Below are 15828 nucleotides of genomic sequence, written 5' to 3' on the forward strand. Positions count from 1 at the left end.
ACAATTCTGTTAGAAATCAAAGATATTTTTGTACACCATCACTAAACGACAAACTTATTTGAGGCATTCATAATGAGTGTGATGTAGAAAAAAAAGCGAGAGCGTCCACAAAAAGGACACCCTCACACATCAACTTGTATAATTTGAGCCTAACCCCAATTCCCTCAATAGCTCACGGTAAGCAATCGAAGTCTTATCCGCCGCGATATGGGCTTCTGCCTGAAGATCGAGCGGCAACTCCTCCGGCTTTTGATTTTCGACCATTTCCTTATCTTCATTAAAAATCTGTAAATTGAATTCGTATGTGTCTTCAAGAGGTGCATCTAAATCAAAATTTCGCGCCATCGGGGAAAACATCCTGGTTTTCCTAGCCGAAACTGGACTAGCGCAGTTCAGGATAAATAGTTTCCCACCTTCCGGAAAATGGACCGTCAACCTCGCTGCTAAAGGCGGGTAAATGTCGAACACGCGTAGCCACTCAAAATTCGGCGGTTCCAAATGTTTCAGGTCTTTTCCATAATTGCTGACCGAACTTCTATACTCGACATGTAAGCCGTATTCCGTTTTATCCACTTTATAGCTTGGCACAACGGGGTTATCACGATCAGCGAAGCTTTCTGAATGGACCCAGGCAAAATGGGATACATCCAAAAATCCTTCCATCTGTCTTCCTGCAGAACCAGCAATGTCGATGAACGGAGGAAGAATATTCAGGTATGCCTGATCGTCCCATGCCGGCAATGGCGGGATATCCTCAACATCACTTGCTATCGAAGTCCAGACCAATCCATAACGTTCTACCGTTGGATAGATGGTAATGCAAAGACGAGGAGATATTTTCGCATTAGGGTGTGCGGGAATTCCCGTGCAGTTCCCCTCTGGCCCGTATCTAAATCCATGATAAGGACAAACGATATTGTCTTCTTCCACCCAACCCATGCTTAGCGGAACCCCCCGGTGCAGACAAAGATCCCTAGCCACAATGATTTTTCCATTCGCACGGTAAAGCACAAGATGGACATCCAGCAATTTAATGCCGAGGGGCTTTTCCGTCACTTCCTCGACCGCCGCCACCGGAAACCAATACTGCGTCAATACATCCCAATCCTCTTTACTGAACGTGCACTCTTTAGGATAGGGCGTCACTCTTTTTTTCTTCTTCGTAGCAACATTGATTTCCTTCATTCCTTCATCTCCCCTTTTTCATCATCGCTTTTTATAAATAGTAACAATATTCAGACATTATGTCACCACCAATGTTATAAAACCTTACATAAAAATATAATTTTGGATACCTCAACAAAACAAAATGGAAAATTTGTAAAGATTGTCAAAGGAATTGTATGATATGATAGTAAAAAATCACATCATGAAGGCGATAAGGAAATAGTCCACAGCACGTTCTCAAGGAACAGACTATTACACTCGCACACCCCTAGATAATCAAAATCTTAAAGAATGAGGTGTGTTTAGATGAAGGTAGCCGAACTTTTACATTTGCCGTTTTTACCCGGCATGCACGTTATCGCTGGAGAATTAGGATTGGATGGGGAAGTACAAACGGTCAACATGATGGATGCCCCGGATATCATCCATTTTCTAAAACCGAATGAATTTCTCGTAACGACCGCGTACCACCTGAAGGACCAGCCCCTCTTATTCAAGACTCTCATCGAAGGCATGGCCAAACAAGGTTGTGCCGCACTCGGCATCAAGACTCGACGGTACTTGAAGGAAGTACCTGAGGAGATACTTCAAGTTGCCAACGAACTCTCTCTTCCTATAATCGATCTTCCCGCAGACTTGTCTCTCGGTGAAATCACCAATCTCATACTCCGGCAAATTCTCGATCAACGCGCCAATGAATTAACGCACGCGATGGAGACACATAAACAATTCACCAATCTCATTATGCGTGGAAAAGGAATTCAGAAATTACTTGATCATTTATCCAATATGATTGAATTTCCCATCACATTGGTTGATCAATACCTTAAACCGATGATTCATCCATATCGCACCTCTTCAGTTTTTTCAATAATCAAAAAAATGATCAGTGAAGGATACAATTTTCAACTAACCAAGTCTCCTTTTTTCTCATTTTCAGTCCTATCCAATCAGCAAACCTATACTGTTTTCCCCATCTATCTGGATGGAAAAACATTTGGATATTTGACCATTTCAGGAGAAATCAAGTCTAGCGACAATTTGATTACCTTAACAATCGAACAGGCCACAAACGTCATCTCCTTCGCATTAATGAAAGAGCACGCACTCAAACAACATGATCGAAATATACGAAATGAATTCTTCCTCCATGTCCTTGATGGCAGCTTCTCCTCACAGGAGGAAATCATAAACCGGGCAAAAGAGTTCTCCTTACATAACGAACAAACATATATATGCGTCGTTGGGAAAATGGACGAAACCCATGAAAGTAAAAACTATACACAGCAACAGGAAAAAGCCGATTCGGTTTATGCATTTTTAGAAGAGGAACTTCTCGACTCAACACTCCCTATCCACCTCTTTACAAAAGGAAAGAAGTGCATTCTTTTATATGAGGTAAACGAAGATTCAAACCGTTCCCTTCAATATGTAGAATCCTCCTTACATGCCTTGCAAAGAACAGTGAATAAACAATTTGACTGTACCATGTCGTTCGGAGTCAGCCATATGGCCCCGAAATTTCTTCAGATCAAACACGCCTTCAAGGAAGCGAATGACTCCCTTAAGGAAGGCGGTCTATCTAAAAGGGCTGGGTATATCCAGACATTCCGGACAAAAGACATCATGGAATTACTACGAATCATCCCTGAAGAAGACCTAAAGAACTTTAACCACTTCGCCCTACAAGGATTTTCGAAAATAAAGAACGAAGAGCAAGAACCATTATTGCAGACACTATCCGTCTACCTGGAGACCCATTGCCAAATTTCCGAAACAGCCAAGAGATTATTTGTTCATCGGAACACCGTTGTATACAGACTCGAGAAATGCGAGGAACTACTTGGGAAGAGCTTGAAAGACCCTGAAACCACACTGCAAATACGACTTGCCCTAAGGATCAACACCCTGCTAACTACTTAGATTCCATCTTTCCAATTACATCCTTCCATTACAAACACGTTAGGATCGTTAACCATAAGCAAGACTTATCGGCTTAAATAACAACTTTGTAATTTCCTTATTATTACAACAGGTGTAAGATTTGAATCAAGAACATACTATCCATTTGGATCCAGAGGGGATTGATTTACATGCCATTTACTTTTAAGTCCATTGACCATATTCAGCTCGCCGCCCCTAAAGGCAGCGAGGACAAGACAAGAACATTTTTCAAGGACCTGCTAGGCTTTGATGAAGTCGAGAAACCTGAAGCCCTAAAGAAACACGGTGGCGTTTGGTTTGAATTCGCCAATCACCAAATACATATCGGAATCGAAGAACCATTTTATCCGGCGAAAAAAGCTCATCCCGCTTTTGAAGTAGAGAATATAGAAGCTTTAAAACAGCATTTAGTAACAAATGGAATCGATGTCATGGAGGACGATAGAATCCCAGGTGTTAAAAGATTCTTCATTTCCGACCCTTTCGGTAACCGCATGGAATTGCTTGAACGGGTAAAAAGCTAAATACCTTCCAAAATTCGACCGAACTTACAAAGAATAAGAATGATTGGGAGTATTCAGGAGCCTGTTAAAGGCTCTCTTTTTTATGGAACGAAAGAATACCGTTGTTTCCACCATCCACATATGCGTTATCCTAGTAGGATTATGGAATGGGGATAAATTTTAATTTGTAATAAATGAGAATTTATAATTATCTTGACTTATAAAACATTATTTTGATATATTTAAAAACAGACCGGTTGGTTTAGAGGAGGTTTACTGCGATTGGATACAAAATCACTGATCATTGACATCGCTACAAACCTTTTTCAGAAAAAAGGATACTTAGGCGTAGGATTAAACGAAATCTTAAAGAAATGTAACATTTCAAAAGGCTCACTTTATCACCATTTTCCCAACGGAAAAGAAGAATTACTCATCGCTTGTCTTCAATCTTTGAATACTATTATCACTTCGGACATGAAAGAAATTTTCCAACAACATCCAACTACACAAATGGCTACTCAATCGATGATTGAAAAACTGGCCGTTCAGTATGATCGTGATGGGATGATTACTGGTTATACATTCAGTAGTATGGTAAGCGAAATGGGATCGCTAAGCGAACCAGTGAGAACCACTTGTGCTCTCACTTTCACAAAGATTCAAGATATTTATTCAATCAAATTAATAGAAGATGGCTTTTCCAAAGAAGCAGCTCAGGCACTGGCATTAATGCTGACCGCTACCATCGAAGGTGGGATCATGCTTTGTTTAACAAAAAACTCGAGCGAACCATTAAGAACGATTTCAAAGGGATTGCCCAATTTATTAAAGGCGTATTAATGTAATATAATCACGTCCATACAAAGCCCCTCGACTTGCTTGTTGAGGGATTTTCATTACGCCTTAGAAATCAGTTAGTGTAAATACCTTTTACGTGTGTTGATCACGTAGCCACAACGTCTAAATATGTATTTTCGGAAGGAAGAAAACATTGAAAAACGAAACTAGATTACCAAGAAACGGCAAAGAGGGCGCATTATACGGAGGTATCATCTGTTTTCTTACCTCTTTATTCATGTCGTCATTCAGTATCATTACAGTAACTGGTGAATTTAACGGGGAAATTGCAATGGATATTATCAAAATTTGGCCAATCATGTTTGTTATCGCCATGGTCATTGAGCCAGTCCTTGTAGGACGCATTGCAGAAAACATGGTTAAAAAGTTCACTCAACCAACAGATAGCTTTAACGCAAAGATTTTATTCCGTATCGTATTCACTGTATTCGGCATGTCCATGTGCATGACTTTCATTGGCGGAATCATCGGTAACGGTTTTAATTCGGATACCTTTAGCAACTTTATTTCATATTGGCCAAGAAACTTCTTCATCGTTCTTATTGCTGAGAGTTTAGTCATTCAACCCCTTGCAAGAATGGCCATGGTAAAAATACATGCTAATCAAGATAAAAAAGATCCTGAGGTTGCCATTATAAAATAATGCCCAGGATGACGAACTGAATATCAAAATAAAAGGGGTTCGAAATCTTCATTTCGAACCCCTTTTGACTATCATAACTCCTTAAGTCAATCTAGATATCTTCTTGCCCCAGCATATTCTTCACCGTAACCCGATGTATCGATTTCATCTATCCTTACATGTGTAGAGGTGTTTGGTGAATGAATCATCTTCCCTTTTCCTATATACATCCCTACATGGTGGACCTTCCCTTTTCCTTTATCATAGGCAAAAAAGAGTAAATCACCTGGTTCAAGGTTTTCCCGTTTCACCATTTCCCCCTGTTGCGCCTGAACGGAAGAGTCCCTTGGAATCGTTATTCCATTAGCGTGGTACATCGTATAGGTAAACCCGGAACAGTCAAATCCAAAACCGGACATTCCGGCCCATAGATAAGGAAGACCTAAAAACCCTTTGCCCGATTGCACGATGTCCGTACCCGTCGGTTTTGGAATTTGATTTTCATTTTGATAGATCTCTACGTCTTTCTTATCTATCCATTTGACTCCATCACTTGGTGTCATAACTTTTACCTTATCTTTTTTCACCTGTAAAAGTGGAAGGCGTGTATCAAAGCTGACTTCCATGAATTTCGACCGCTGTTTCGAATCCGAATAAAGCCAAGTCTTGGGAGCATCCACAAGGACTAACCCTTTAGAGAGTTGTTTTTCAAAGGCCTTTGCTGTCTTCAATTGCCCTTTTGGCATCCATCCTGGATAACCCGCTTCATTTCGGGGTGTCAACTGATTGGCTACTGCTACTTTCACCCAATTTCCTCGTTCTTCGAGTATGGTCACTTTTGACCCATATAACGCCTGTGTTTCCAGGTTACCCACAAGCCACAGCTTGTCCTCATACTTCATGGACTTGATCCAGGCATTCAAATCAACGGGGTTCGACGCAGAAGGAGCATCCAATTGTCTTAATAGGTCCGGCTCCGTCCACAGAGTGGCAACCGCTACATCTACATAGGCACTTCTCACTTTTTCTTTTGCGCTTGCTTCACTTGAACTGAATAGTAAAATACTAAGTGCAAAGAAAGATAGAACTAAAACCAATACCTTTTTTCTTTCCATCTACATAATCACCCTTCCAAAAAGTTTTATTGAGTAAAAGAGGATCTCCTCTTGACCCCTAGTCCAGGTTTATCGGTAATGAAGAGTTGGTCTTTCTTAAATTGAAGTCCTTCAAATGGTTCATCCTTAATCCATAATGGTGCATCCAGATCAATCTTCGTGATGTTTGGATGTGCGGTTGCCAGATGTGCTGCGGCCGCTACACTTATGGTTGATTCCATCATACTTCCGATCATGCATTCAACCCCGGCTACTTCTGCCATATCCGCGATCTGAAGTGCACGCCGAATTCCTCCGGTTTTCATTAATTTAATATTCAGTAAATCAACAGCCCGTTCACTTAAAAGTCTCAAGGCATCACGAGGGGAAAACAGACTTTCGTCGGCCATGATCGGCACGTTCACCGACCTCTTTATTTCTTTCAAACCATCGATGTCATGTGCTTGCACAGGCTGTTCCACCAAATCAACGTTCAGCTTCCTCTCCTCGATTTCATGAATGATGGAGATTGCTTGTTTTGTTGTCCATCCTTGATTCGCGTCGACCCGGATGATGATTTGATCCCCCACAGCTTCTCGAATGCGGGAGACCCGTTCCACATCACTCTTCCAATCCTTCCCCAGCTTGATTTTCATCGTTGAAAATCCACCTTCTATTAGAGACAAGGCCGCCTTTGCCATTTCATCAGGTGTATCAATACTGATTGTCATATCGTTTTTCAGCTCATTCGATTTCCCACCTAGATATTGATATAAAGGGAGCTGCCACCTTTTGCTGACTGCATCATACAAAGCGATTTCAACAGCAGCTTTTGCACTTGTATTGCCTACACAGGATTGTTGGATTACCTGAGACAATACATGAATACTCTCAATGTCACGGCCAATGAGATGTGGCGCGATCACTTCTTCAATGACCGTCATGATTCCATTAGTGGAATCTCCTGTGATGGCAACCGTCGGGGCTGCTGCACCCAATCCTTCCGTACCATCCTCCAACTTCACGGAAACCATGATGTTCTCAATTTCCATTGCAGTGCGCAAGGCAGTCTTGAATGGTTTGACCAGTGGTAGAGTTTCCACTGATACTTGTAAACTTTCAATCTTCATCGTAACATTCCTTCCTTAAAAGCTTGATAGTATATATGACGTAAATATTCCAAAATAGGTACCCAGAAGACTACCCAAAACAGCCATCAGGATTCCGACAGGTATTAGAGCCCGGTTAAATGCGCCCGCCAATATCGGAGCTGAAGCAACCCCTCCTATATTTGCCAATGAGGCAACTCCCATTGTAAATAGATCCAACTTGAAGACTTTTGCCAAAATGACCATGATCAATCCATGGAAGAATAGAATCATGAAACCGGATAGAATATACACAGGTGCTTGAAACAGCTGTGAAAAATCGGCATGGGAGGCAATTAAACCAATGACTATATACAGCATGACTTTGGAAATTTCCATGGAGCCCGCGATGCGCCCAACCTTCGTGACGGCCAGAAGCAACCCTACAGTCGACGCGATGATGATGGTCCACGTCGTCCCATTCACTGCAGCACCCAACACTGGAAGATTTTCCCCGATTTTCGTTGCCCCTGCTGATACGATTAAAGCGAGCGCCAAGAAACCGATCAATTCCACGAAGCCAAATTCCGTCTTTGTCGTTTCTCCCGCTTCAAGCTCGGAGGTCATTTGTTCAATGAAAGAAGTATCCGCTTTGGTCCAAAAATTGAATTTCCCGGCTAGAGGTACCAACCAGAACAAAAACATAACCCAAATGGAGTAATTGACTGTATCCATGATTAACGCATAACCAAAGATATTTTCAGGTACATCCAATATCCCTTGCAGGATCACCATGTTGGCCGATCCCCCTGTCCAACTTGCACTCAAAGCCGAAAATGCCTTCCAAGTTCCTTCCGCATAAAAACCATTCATCAAGACGTAAGTTAGAGTGAACCCTCCTATGATACTGATTGACGCCGCAAAAAAAGTTAAAAGCATCTTCGGTCCAAGTCTCAGTATTTTACGCATATCACATTGCAACAACATGAGCATCAGCATGGCTGGAAGCAGGAGACCCCTGACAGTACCATATGCATTTTCGACTGATTCACTGTCTGAAAAGAGCCCAAATGTCTTCATCAAGGCCGCTCCAATATAAATGAGGACAATGCCAGGTACATACTTGAAGAACTTTCCTCCTACTTTCTTCTCCACTACGGCAATCGCAGCAGTAAATGCCAATAAAAAACAGACAAACATCACACCATCTTGAATCATTTCCCATACCTCCTTATATTCAAGGGATTCCGTTCTACTAAACTACGATTTAGTCAACATGTCCCTAATAAAAAAAATCCAGCTGCCAAAGAGCGCACGAATACACTCTTTAACAGCTGGATTTCAATTGCGTCTAACAAAAGAAGCAGCTATATCTTATTAAGTTGAAGATATTTAATACTTGCATTCCTTATGGCAACGGTCAGAGCTTTCTGAGAAGAACCAAAATACCGTTTCTCAATTTCCTTCTCCAACACATCAGGTTGAAGAATGGAATGTCCATTCAACATGGAGCGAATGAACTTGGATGTAAGCGATACTGTAGTCGAACATTCCACATCCACGATCTCATGTGTATCACTATCAATGACCAATCCAATAAAAAAGCAGTTAAACTGCTGAGTAATCGGATTATTGGACGCCGCCTTTGACTCGCCCACTATGTACACTGTATTTTCCTGAAACATCCTTAGTGGCCTCCTGTCATTACAGACATCCAACAGGTATATATGAAGATATCTAAATCCCAACCAAATGATTACATATATACTAATATGTTCATTATGAATCTGTCAATATATTTCGCATATTACGACAAATTCCCACTTTTCAAGTAAGCCAGCAGGAAAATACTCTATCATCCTTTGGACTACCTTGTTCTCTCTTTATATAGTCTGTCCATAATCCCCTCTGAAAATTAGTTACAATACCCAATGACAATTATCAGAATATTTATTATGATGATATTAATCATAACAAGCATGCGTTATATTATATGACATTTTTTTCAAGAAGGGAGTTTTACTTATATGAATGAAAAAGTTGGCAAGTCCAAGGTCTTCTCCTTAGGCCTACAGCATGTCCTCGCCATGTATGCAGGGGCAATCCTGGTGCCCATCATCGTCGGAGGCGCCTTAGGCTTCACTCCTCAACAGCTTGCTTACCTCATTGCCATTGACTTATTAACCTGTGGAATCGCGACGTTACTCCAAGCATGGAAAAACAAATTCTTCGGCATTGGGCTCCCGATTGTTTTAGGGACTTCCTTCGTAGCGGTCACTCCCATGATTTCCATAGGAAGTAACTATGGCATTTCCGCCATATATGGATCGATCATCGCAGCAGGTCTGTTCATCATTTTTTTCTCCAATATCTTTGGCAAGCTACTAAAGTTATTTCCTCCTGTCGTGACTGGGACAGTCGTCATCATCATTGGATTATCCTTAGTTCCCACCGGCATTAAAAACATGGCTGGCGGTGCAGGAAGCAAAGACTTTGGTTCAGCTGAAAACCTTATGCTCTCATTCGGTGTCCTTTCCATCATTTTACTGATGAATCGGTATTTCACTGGATTCATCCGTGCCATTTCCGTATTGGTCGGCATCATCGCAGGAACGGTCGTTTCCGCATTTACAGGAAAAATGGATTTTTCCACCGTCATGGAAGCCTCGTGGTTTCATGTCCCAGCTCCATTCTACTTCGGCGTACCCACCTTTGAAATCGCGCCTATCCTGACGATGATGCTAGTCGGAACGGTCATCCTAATCGAATCGACCGGTGCCTTCCTTGCCCTTGGAAAAATAACCGGGCGTGACTTAAAGGAACGGGATATTGTACGGGGCTATCGTGCAGAAGGGCTTGCCTTCACTTTAGGAGGAATCTTCAACGCCTTTCCCTATAGCACATTCGCACAAAATGTCGGACTGGTTCAATTGTCCGGCGTGAAAAAACGATCCATCACCATCGCGGCAGGTTTCATTTTAATCGGGCTTGGAGTGGTTCCAAAAATTGCAGCACTCGCTACATTGATTCCTACAGCCGTTCTTGGTGGAGCTACCGTCGTCATGTTCGGGATGGTTGTATCCTCAGGAATCAAGATGTTAGGCGATGTAGACTTTTCCGATAACTCGAATTTATTGGTCATCGCATGTTCGGTATCATTGGGTCTCGGCGCAACGGTCGTTCCCGAATTGTTCTCGAGCCTGCCGGAAGCGATTCGTATTGTTGTCGGCGATGGAATCATTACCGGTAGCCTGACAGCCATCATCCTGAACTTAATTTTAACTCCCCGGGATAAAAAATCAGATCCTAGAGTGGTGCCTGAAACGGACCAACTCTTAGCCAAAAGCGTATAAAAGGAGTCTAGAACATGATCACATTGGAGATGTTACAGAAAAAAAGCCATAAGGAATTCACGGAGATTCTCGGGGATACTTTCGAGCACTCACCTTGGATTCCAGAGCAAGCCTCAGCGTCCAGGCCGTTTTCTTCCTTATTAAGCCTTCATCAATGCATGGTCGATATCGTGAACCACGCACCTAAGGAAATGCAAATGGATTTAATAAGGAAGCACCCAAACCTAGGTGACAAAGTCGAAATGACAGCTGACTCGACCAAGGAACAACGAGGAGCGGGATTAAAGGACCTTACCGTTTTAGAATACGAAAATTTCCTTTCATTAAATAGACGTTATCAAAAAAAGTTTAACTTCCCCTTCATCCTCGCAGTACGCGGCAAGGATAAGCATGACATATATGAAGCAATGGAATTGAGGATTCACCATACAGAAGAAACCGAGTTTGAAACGGCCTTAGCAGAGATTTATCAAATAGCGTTCTTTCGTTTACAGGAAAAAATCAAAAGCTAAATAGTCTCGGCCTTGGCCGAAGAATGCAAGGGATAAGGAGACATATATGTCTGGTTTAACAACGCATATCTTGGACTTAACACACGGGAAACCCGCTGCAAACGTCACGATTGAATTATATTACTCCGAATCATCATCCTCTACCTGGCAGCTACTCCAAACAGCTGTCACGAACGCGGATGGGCGGCTCGATGCCCCTCTCCTCACCGGGGAAGAGGCAAAAACCGGACAGTACGAAATCGTCTTTCATATCGGCGATTACTTCCGCGGTCAATCAATTGAGCTACCTGACCCTCCCTTTTTGGACCAAGTTCCTATCCGCTTCGGTCTAGCGTCCCCCGCTTCCCACTATCATGTGCCTTTACTCGTCTCCCCATGGGGCTATCAGGTATACCGGGGAAGTTAATGAATTTAGGAATACTACAAACAAACCCCCGGCAAAGAGGCATATGCATTGTCCCTTTGCCGGGGGTTTCCTGCTTATTGATTAGACTTTTTAAGCCCATACACCATCACACTATTTTTTTCTTGGGTGTTAGTTTTTCAGTTGATTCCATTTCTCTTAATCCTTGATAGATGCAAAAACCTGAGTAAGCTAAGAGCAATAAACCCGGACCAATCAGTAAGAGAGCAGCACCTTCTTTTGATTGGGTGAAATCGATGAAATATCCTACATAAGGAATAGTGAATCCAGAGTATAGAGCTACAATATTATCGGATAGAACCGGATCGGCATCTATCGTTTTATTATTATCACCTTTCGTATCGTAAAGAACGTGCTCTCCGCTACTGTTCACCTTGGCAATCCTATGCGTTATGAGTATTTCCTCACTTGTTTGGAATGTGATGATGTCCCCTTTTTTAAGGGCTAGTTTCTCGTCTGAACTTAGCGGCTTGACAGCAATAACTGACCCGGTTTGAAAGGTAGGTTCCATCGATCCGGACAAAACAGTTTTAAGCTGATACCCCAAAACCTGGGGTTCCCCCCCAGACGCTTTTGAAGATATGATAAGAAATACCATTACCATTAAGTTTAAAAATAGTACCACTGTAATCAAATTACTTATTACTTTCAGCGTTCTTTTCAAACTCTTCGCCTCCTGACTTATTATCTACCTTACCATCTGTGTTCTCATCCTCTGTAATAGGGTCCTTTTTAATCGGTAACTCACTTTCTTCTTTTTCTTTATCGATAGCCTCGTTTTCTTTAGGCTTATTTTCAATTTCGTCTTTAGTGGAATCCTCTACTTTTTCATCAGAGTCCTTTGCTTCTTCATTCTCCTCAGTTTCGGGCTCAGCACTCTCATTCTCCTGATTTTCATTTGGATCTGGCTCATCGTCGATCGGTTCCTTCACTTCTTCACATTCTTCATGATTTTCATTCTCTTTTGCGTTAGAGCAATCCATGTCCTCGGCTATCTCCCAAGTCCCAATTTGAATCTCTTGGTTTACTAGTTCCATGTCGGTGTAATAGGCATTCGTTTGCCCCGTAACAGCCACCACTGTTCCTAAAAATAAATACCATATAGCCACCAGCTTGGTTAATGTCCATAATAGTTTTTTTCTCTTCCAAATTCCCTTTTTATTTAGTATTGGAAACCCCTTCTTCCTAGGCTTCATTCTTTATAGTGCTTGCTGCCTTTCAGATTTACGATTCCTAGACTAATGCTCTGGAACTCCTATGTATAGAATGTACTTCAAGTATTCGATATAAAAGAAGTGCCCAAAAGAACACTTTTGGGACACCTCCACTTTTTAAATCCTTAGTTCACACCAACAGCGATATATGCGGCTTTTACAGCTCTAACTTCTTTTGAGCTAGCTCCATATAAATCCGTTGCAGCCTGAATGGCGGCTTCTTTCATCATTGTAAAGTTTGAACTGGCTGTCAGGTATTTTGAAAGGGCGCGGTAATAAATTTGTTCTGTCGCTTCACGTCCAACCCCACTCACGGTAACCCCATAATGGGTTCCACCCTCTGAGATCAGGTAAGCGGCCTTGTTATTGATACTACTGTTGATATGAACGCCACCACTATCTAAAGTACCTGTATACCTTTTACTCCAATGATCTGGAGAAAATCCGCTATCCGTTCTGACGTCAACGATTTCTGCAGGATTACTCATGGAACGCAGTCCCTTTCTTCCATCCTTAACGATCATTTCTCCAATTAGCCATTCTTCATCACTTCTGTCTACCATGGCAGCAAATATATCTGACATGGATTCGTTCAATGCCCCGGATTCATTTCGATAGACTAGATTTGCTGTATGTTGAGTCACACCATGCGCCATCTCATGCGCAGCAACATCCAACCCTCCAGCGAAATTATGATAGGCGATGCCATCACCATCACCATATGACATCGTTCTTCCATTCCAGGATGCATTATTCCAATTATTATTCACATGGACCGAAGAAATTAACTGTTGGCCATTATCATCCACCGAATTACGCCCAAATGTGCCTTTGAAATAATCATAGGTTTTTTGTGCATTTGCGTGTGCATCTACAGCAGCACCGTCTTTAAACATTTTAATAAGACTTGTGACTAGTCGATTGCCATTCTTTGCATCATTGGTGACTACGCCTTTTCCTCTTGTCACATCAGTGAGTCCATACACTCCGTTAGCAAATTGCGCTTCAAACATCTGCTTGTTATTAAATACGCCATTACCGAATGCCGTAACTTCATGGGCAGCATTATAGTTATCTACAATTTTTCCATTGGTAGAATCAATGAAATAATGCCAGTATCCAACCTCTGGTTCAATAGTTGAAGCTTTAACTAGAAACGTATTATGAAATGCTCCATCGAATTCATAAATATACTGTTCAACGGCAATGTCACCATCGTACTGATCCACCTTGCCAATTTTCTTTTCAATATCCTGTTTTGCTGCTTCAATCGCCTCTGTTTCAGAAATGGCAACCTCTGTCTTGATATTTTCATTCTCTAGATCAGGTACTACTTCACCGAAGAAAGACGTAACATTATTATTCTCGTCAATCGCTATCGTCGAATCCGATCCGTATATAGGAATTCCTTTATACTGTTCAACCAGTCTAAAGTGATGGGTTCCAACTTCTTTATCAGCTTGTTCATCTATTACTTTAAAGTTTTTTTTCATATCACCTTTTAATTTAAACTTCTTACTATTCTCATTAAGGAAAGAATAGGCGATTTCCTTCTTGCTTAAGCCACTTTTCCCTTTTGGGGACCAAGTTTCCCCGATAAAAGAAGGAGTTTTATATTCATCATTATATTTAATATTATCCTGAGCACCTACAAGCGATCCACCTGTACCGAACGTCCCTAAAAAAACGGATAGAGCTAAAGTAGTAGAAACCATTTTCTTATTTACTTTCAATTATCTCATCTCCCTGATAAATAGTTTTTAAATTACTTCTCATAGGTATATGAGAAATTTTACTTAGCTTCACCAGCCGTTTGATTGGCGATAAATGTCCAGTCAAGTTTAAGTTGATCGCCTTGTAATACATTTTGATCTTCACCGTTATCGATAAATTCAAACTGTACCCAAAGATCATTTACAGCACCCGGTTCAAGCCCACCATTTTTTGCAAAGAAAGGGTCTAGAACACTCTTTTTAACAAGGTCTGGATCCATATTTTTCAATTCTTGCAGTGTTGTCTCAAAAATAGGTTCATTCTCTTTGTCCCAATTCCATAAGAAGTTCACTCGGATATGCTTCCCGAAATCCTCAGAACCATTGTCACCCTTCGCATCGACAACCGAATACGCTGTTTTTAGATTGACGTTTTTAATTTTCAACGAACCATTATTCGCTAATTTAAATTCAGTTGTTTTCGAGTCACCAGGTTTCATATTCTCAAGATTGACGATTGTTTGTGGATTAATGGACAAATCCAATGTACCGGCTGCGAACGTATTATTGGTTACTTCTTGATCGCTGAAATAAGCATATGTACCCCCACCAATCAGTGATAGTCCTAATGCTGCTGATGCAATACCTAAACCTAACTTTTTCTTCATACCCACTTCAATTCCCCCCGCATTTCTATTTTTACTTCTAAAAATCTTTAGTAGCCTTCTTCATGTTGCAAGTTATATAATATGGAATATAAAGTAAATTATCTCCTCCCTTTTATTTTTTAACTCGTATGAGTACCCTTGAAGCAACCTTACAATACTAATCTAGGAGTACATTCACTCCATAATATTCCTTATTAAGATTTATTTGTTCTCAATAAAGAATGTATTTACATAATATTACCTAATTTTACATATTATTGTATATAGTCTTATATGTTTATAATCTTTTTAGGATTTCAAAAAATATTATCTTTTAAATTATCCACTTTACCTTTAGTCTTCGACACTTTCCCAAGGTTAATCCTTGTATAGAAGTAGGAAAATAGCGAGAAAGAGCTTCCGACTGCCATCTTAAAATGACGCTGGAATTGCTAGGTCCGTATATTTAATGATAGTCAGCAATGGTTAAAATGGTATTATTTTCCTATATTCAATATATCACTAGACTAAAGTAGTATTTTCTGTAGGAACTAACTAACATCTTATTCATTTAAAATATATATAGTGAGAGTGAATACTAAAAAGTTGGTAACTTTAAAAAAGTAATAGTAAAAAACGTAGGGCCCCGGCTTAAAATCCTAGGCCCTACGTTTTTTATGAAATAAA

The 15828-nt window shown here is 41.0% G+C and carries 16 protein-coding genes; 7 read left to right on the forward strand and 9 right to left on the reverse strand.

Annotation, left to right across the window (positions count from 1 at the left end; translation table 11 throughout):
• Positions 1 to 129: 129 nt before the first annotated feature.
• Positions 130 to 1185 carry a Rieske 2Fe-2S domain-containing protein gene (locus tag ACQKL0_RS13095; protein WP_427687998.1) on the reverse strand — a complete coding sequence of 352 codons (1056 nt, stop codon included), beginning with the start codon at positions 1183 to 1185 and terminating at the stop codon, positions 130 to 132.
• Between the two features lie 288 nt (positions 1186 to 1473).
• On the opposite strand from ACQKL0_RS13095, the gene ACQKL0_RS13100 reads away from it, so the two are divergent.
• From ACQKL0_RS13100 to ACQKL0_RS13115, 4 genes are all read left to right on the forward strand, one after another.
• Complete coding sequence (locus ACQKL0_RS13100; protein WP_427688000.1) at positions 1474 to 3090, forward strand: PucR family transcriptional regulator; 1617 nt, start codon at positions 1474 to 1476, stop codon at positions 3088 to 3090.
• 170 nt (positions 3091 to 3260) lie between these two features.
• Positions 3261 to 3635: a VOC family protein gene (locus tag ACQKL0_RS13105; RefSeq protein WP_427688001.1), complete on the forward strand. Its 375-nt coding sequence runs from the start codon at positions 3261 to 3263 to the stop codon at positions 3633 to 3635.
• A gap of 261 nt (positions 3636 to 3896) precedes the next feature.
• Positions 3897 to 4457, forward strand: coding sequence for a TetR/AcrR family transcriptional regulator (locus ACQKL0_RS13110; protein WP_427688003.1), 561 nt, complete (start codon positions 3897 to 3899; stop codon positions 4455 to 4457).
• Positions 4458 to 4608: 151 nt separating this feature from the next.
• Positions 4609 to 5118 carry a DUF2798 domain-containing protein gene (locus ACQKL0_RS13115; protein WP_427688005.1) on the forward strand — a complete coding sequence of 170 codons (510 nt, stop codon included), beginning with the start codon at positions 4609 to 4611 and terminating at the stop codon, positions 5116 to 5118.
• 86 nt (positions 5119 to 5204) lie between these two features.
• On the opposite strand, the gene ACQKL0_RS13120 is transcribed toward ACQKL0_RS13115, so the two are convergent.
• The 4 genes from ACQKL0_RS13120 to ACQKL0_RS13135 form a co-directional block, all read right to left on the reverse strand.
• A complete protein-coding gene (locus ACQKL0_RS13120; RefSeq protein ID WP_427688007.1) occupies positions 5205 to 6212 on the reverse strand; it encodes an NlpC/P60 family protein in 1008 nt (335 codons plus the stop codon).
• A gap of 26 nt (positions 6213 to 6238) precedes the next feature.
• Positions 6239 to 7321, reverse strand: coding sequence for a dipeptide epimerase (locus ACQKL0_RS13125; protein ID WP_427688009.1), 1083 nt, complete (start codon positions 7319 to 7321; stop codon positions 6239 to 6241).
• A 15-nt stretch (positions 7322 to 7336) separates the two neighbouring features.
• On the reverse strand, positions 7337 to 8497 hold the full coding sequence (locus ACQKL0_RS13130; RefSeq protein ID WP_402867588.1) for a DUF819 domain-containing protein: 1161 nt from the start codon (positions 8495 to 8497) through the stop codon (positions 7337 to 7339).
• Positions 8498 to 8646: 149 nt separating this feature from the next.
• On the reverse strand, positions 8647 to 8964 hold the full coding sequence (locus tag ACQKL0_RS13135; protein WP_427688011.1) for a DUF3870 domain-containing protein: 318 nt from the start codon (positions 8962 to 8964) through the stop codon (positions 8647 to 8649).
• Between the two features lie 342 nt (positions 8965 to 9306).
• Here ACQKL0_RS13135 and ACQKL0_RS13140 point away from each other — a divergent pair, with 342 nt between their 5' ends.
• From ACQKL0_RS13140 to uraH, 3 genes are read left to right on the forward strand one after another with little or no spacing between them, the layout of a single operon-like run.
• The gene (locus tag ACQKL0_RS13140; protein ID WP_427688013.1) at positions 9307 to 10632 is read left to right on the forward strand and encodes a nucleobase:cation symporter-2 family protein; all 1326 of its coding nucleotides are present in this window, start codon (positions 9307 to 9309) and stop codon (positions 10630 to 10632) included.
• Positions 10633 to 10646: 14 nt separating this feature from the next.
• Positions 10647 to 11144 (forward strand): 2-oxo-4-hydroxy-4-carboxy-5-ureidoimidazoline decarboxylase, encoded by a 498-nt coding sequence (gene uraD / locus ACQKL0_RS13145; protein ID WP_402990345.1) that lies wholly within the window; start codon positions 10647 to 10649, stop codon positions 11142 to 11144.
• A gap of 46 nt (positions 11145 to 11190) precedes the next feature.
• Positions 11191 to 11550 carry a hydroxyisourate hydrolase gene (gene uraH / locus ACQKL0_RS13150; protein ID WP_402867583.1) on the forward strand — a complete coding sequence of 120 codons (360 nt, stop codon included), beginning with the start codon at positions 11191 to 11193 and terminating at the stop codon, positions 11548 to 11550.
• Positions 11551 to 11656: 106 nt separating this feature from the next.
• Here uraH and sipW read toward each other — a convergent pair whose 3' ends face one another.
• The 4 genes from sipW to ACQKL0_RS13170 all read right to left on the reverse strand — a co-directional run bounded on the left by sipW (position 11657) and on the right by ACQKL0_RS13170 (position 15168).
• Positions 11657 to 12232, reverse strand: a complete 576-nt coding sequence (sipW, locus tag ACQKL0_RS13155; protein WP_427688015.1) for a signal peptidase I SipW — start codon at positions 12230 to 12232, stop codon at positions 11657 to 11659.
• Positions 12204 to 12677, reverse strand: a complete 474-nt coding sequence (locus ACQKL0_RS13160; RefSeq protein WP_402955444.1) for a hypothetical protein — start codon at positions 12675 to 12677, stop codon at positions 12204 to 12206. The genes sipW and ACQKL0_RS13160 overlap by 29 nt, the downstream gene beginning before the upstream one ends.
• A gap of 230 nt (positions 12678 to 12907) precedes the next feature.
• On the reverse strand, positions 12908 to 14497 hold the full coding sequence (locus ACQKL0_RS13165) for a M4 family metallopeptidase (protein ID WP_402990370.1): 1590 nt from the start codon (positions 14495 to 14497) through the stop codon (positions 12908 to 12910).
• Between the two features lie 77 nt (positions 14498 to 14574).
• The gene (locus ACQKL0_RS13170; RefSeq protein WP_427688017.1) at positions 14575 to 15168 is read right to left on the reverse strand and encodes a TasA family protein; all 594 of its coding nucleotides are present in this window, start codon (positions 15166 to 15168) and stop codon (positions 14575 to 14577) included.
• Positions 15169 to 15828 lie beyond the last annotated feature (660 nt).

This window comes from Peribacillus sp. NPDC097264 (assembly GCF_050277925.1).
In the GTDB taxonomy this organism is placed as follows: domain Bacteria; phylum Bacillota; class Bacilli; order Bacillales; family DSM-1321; genus Peribacillus.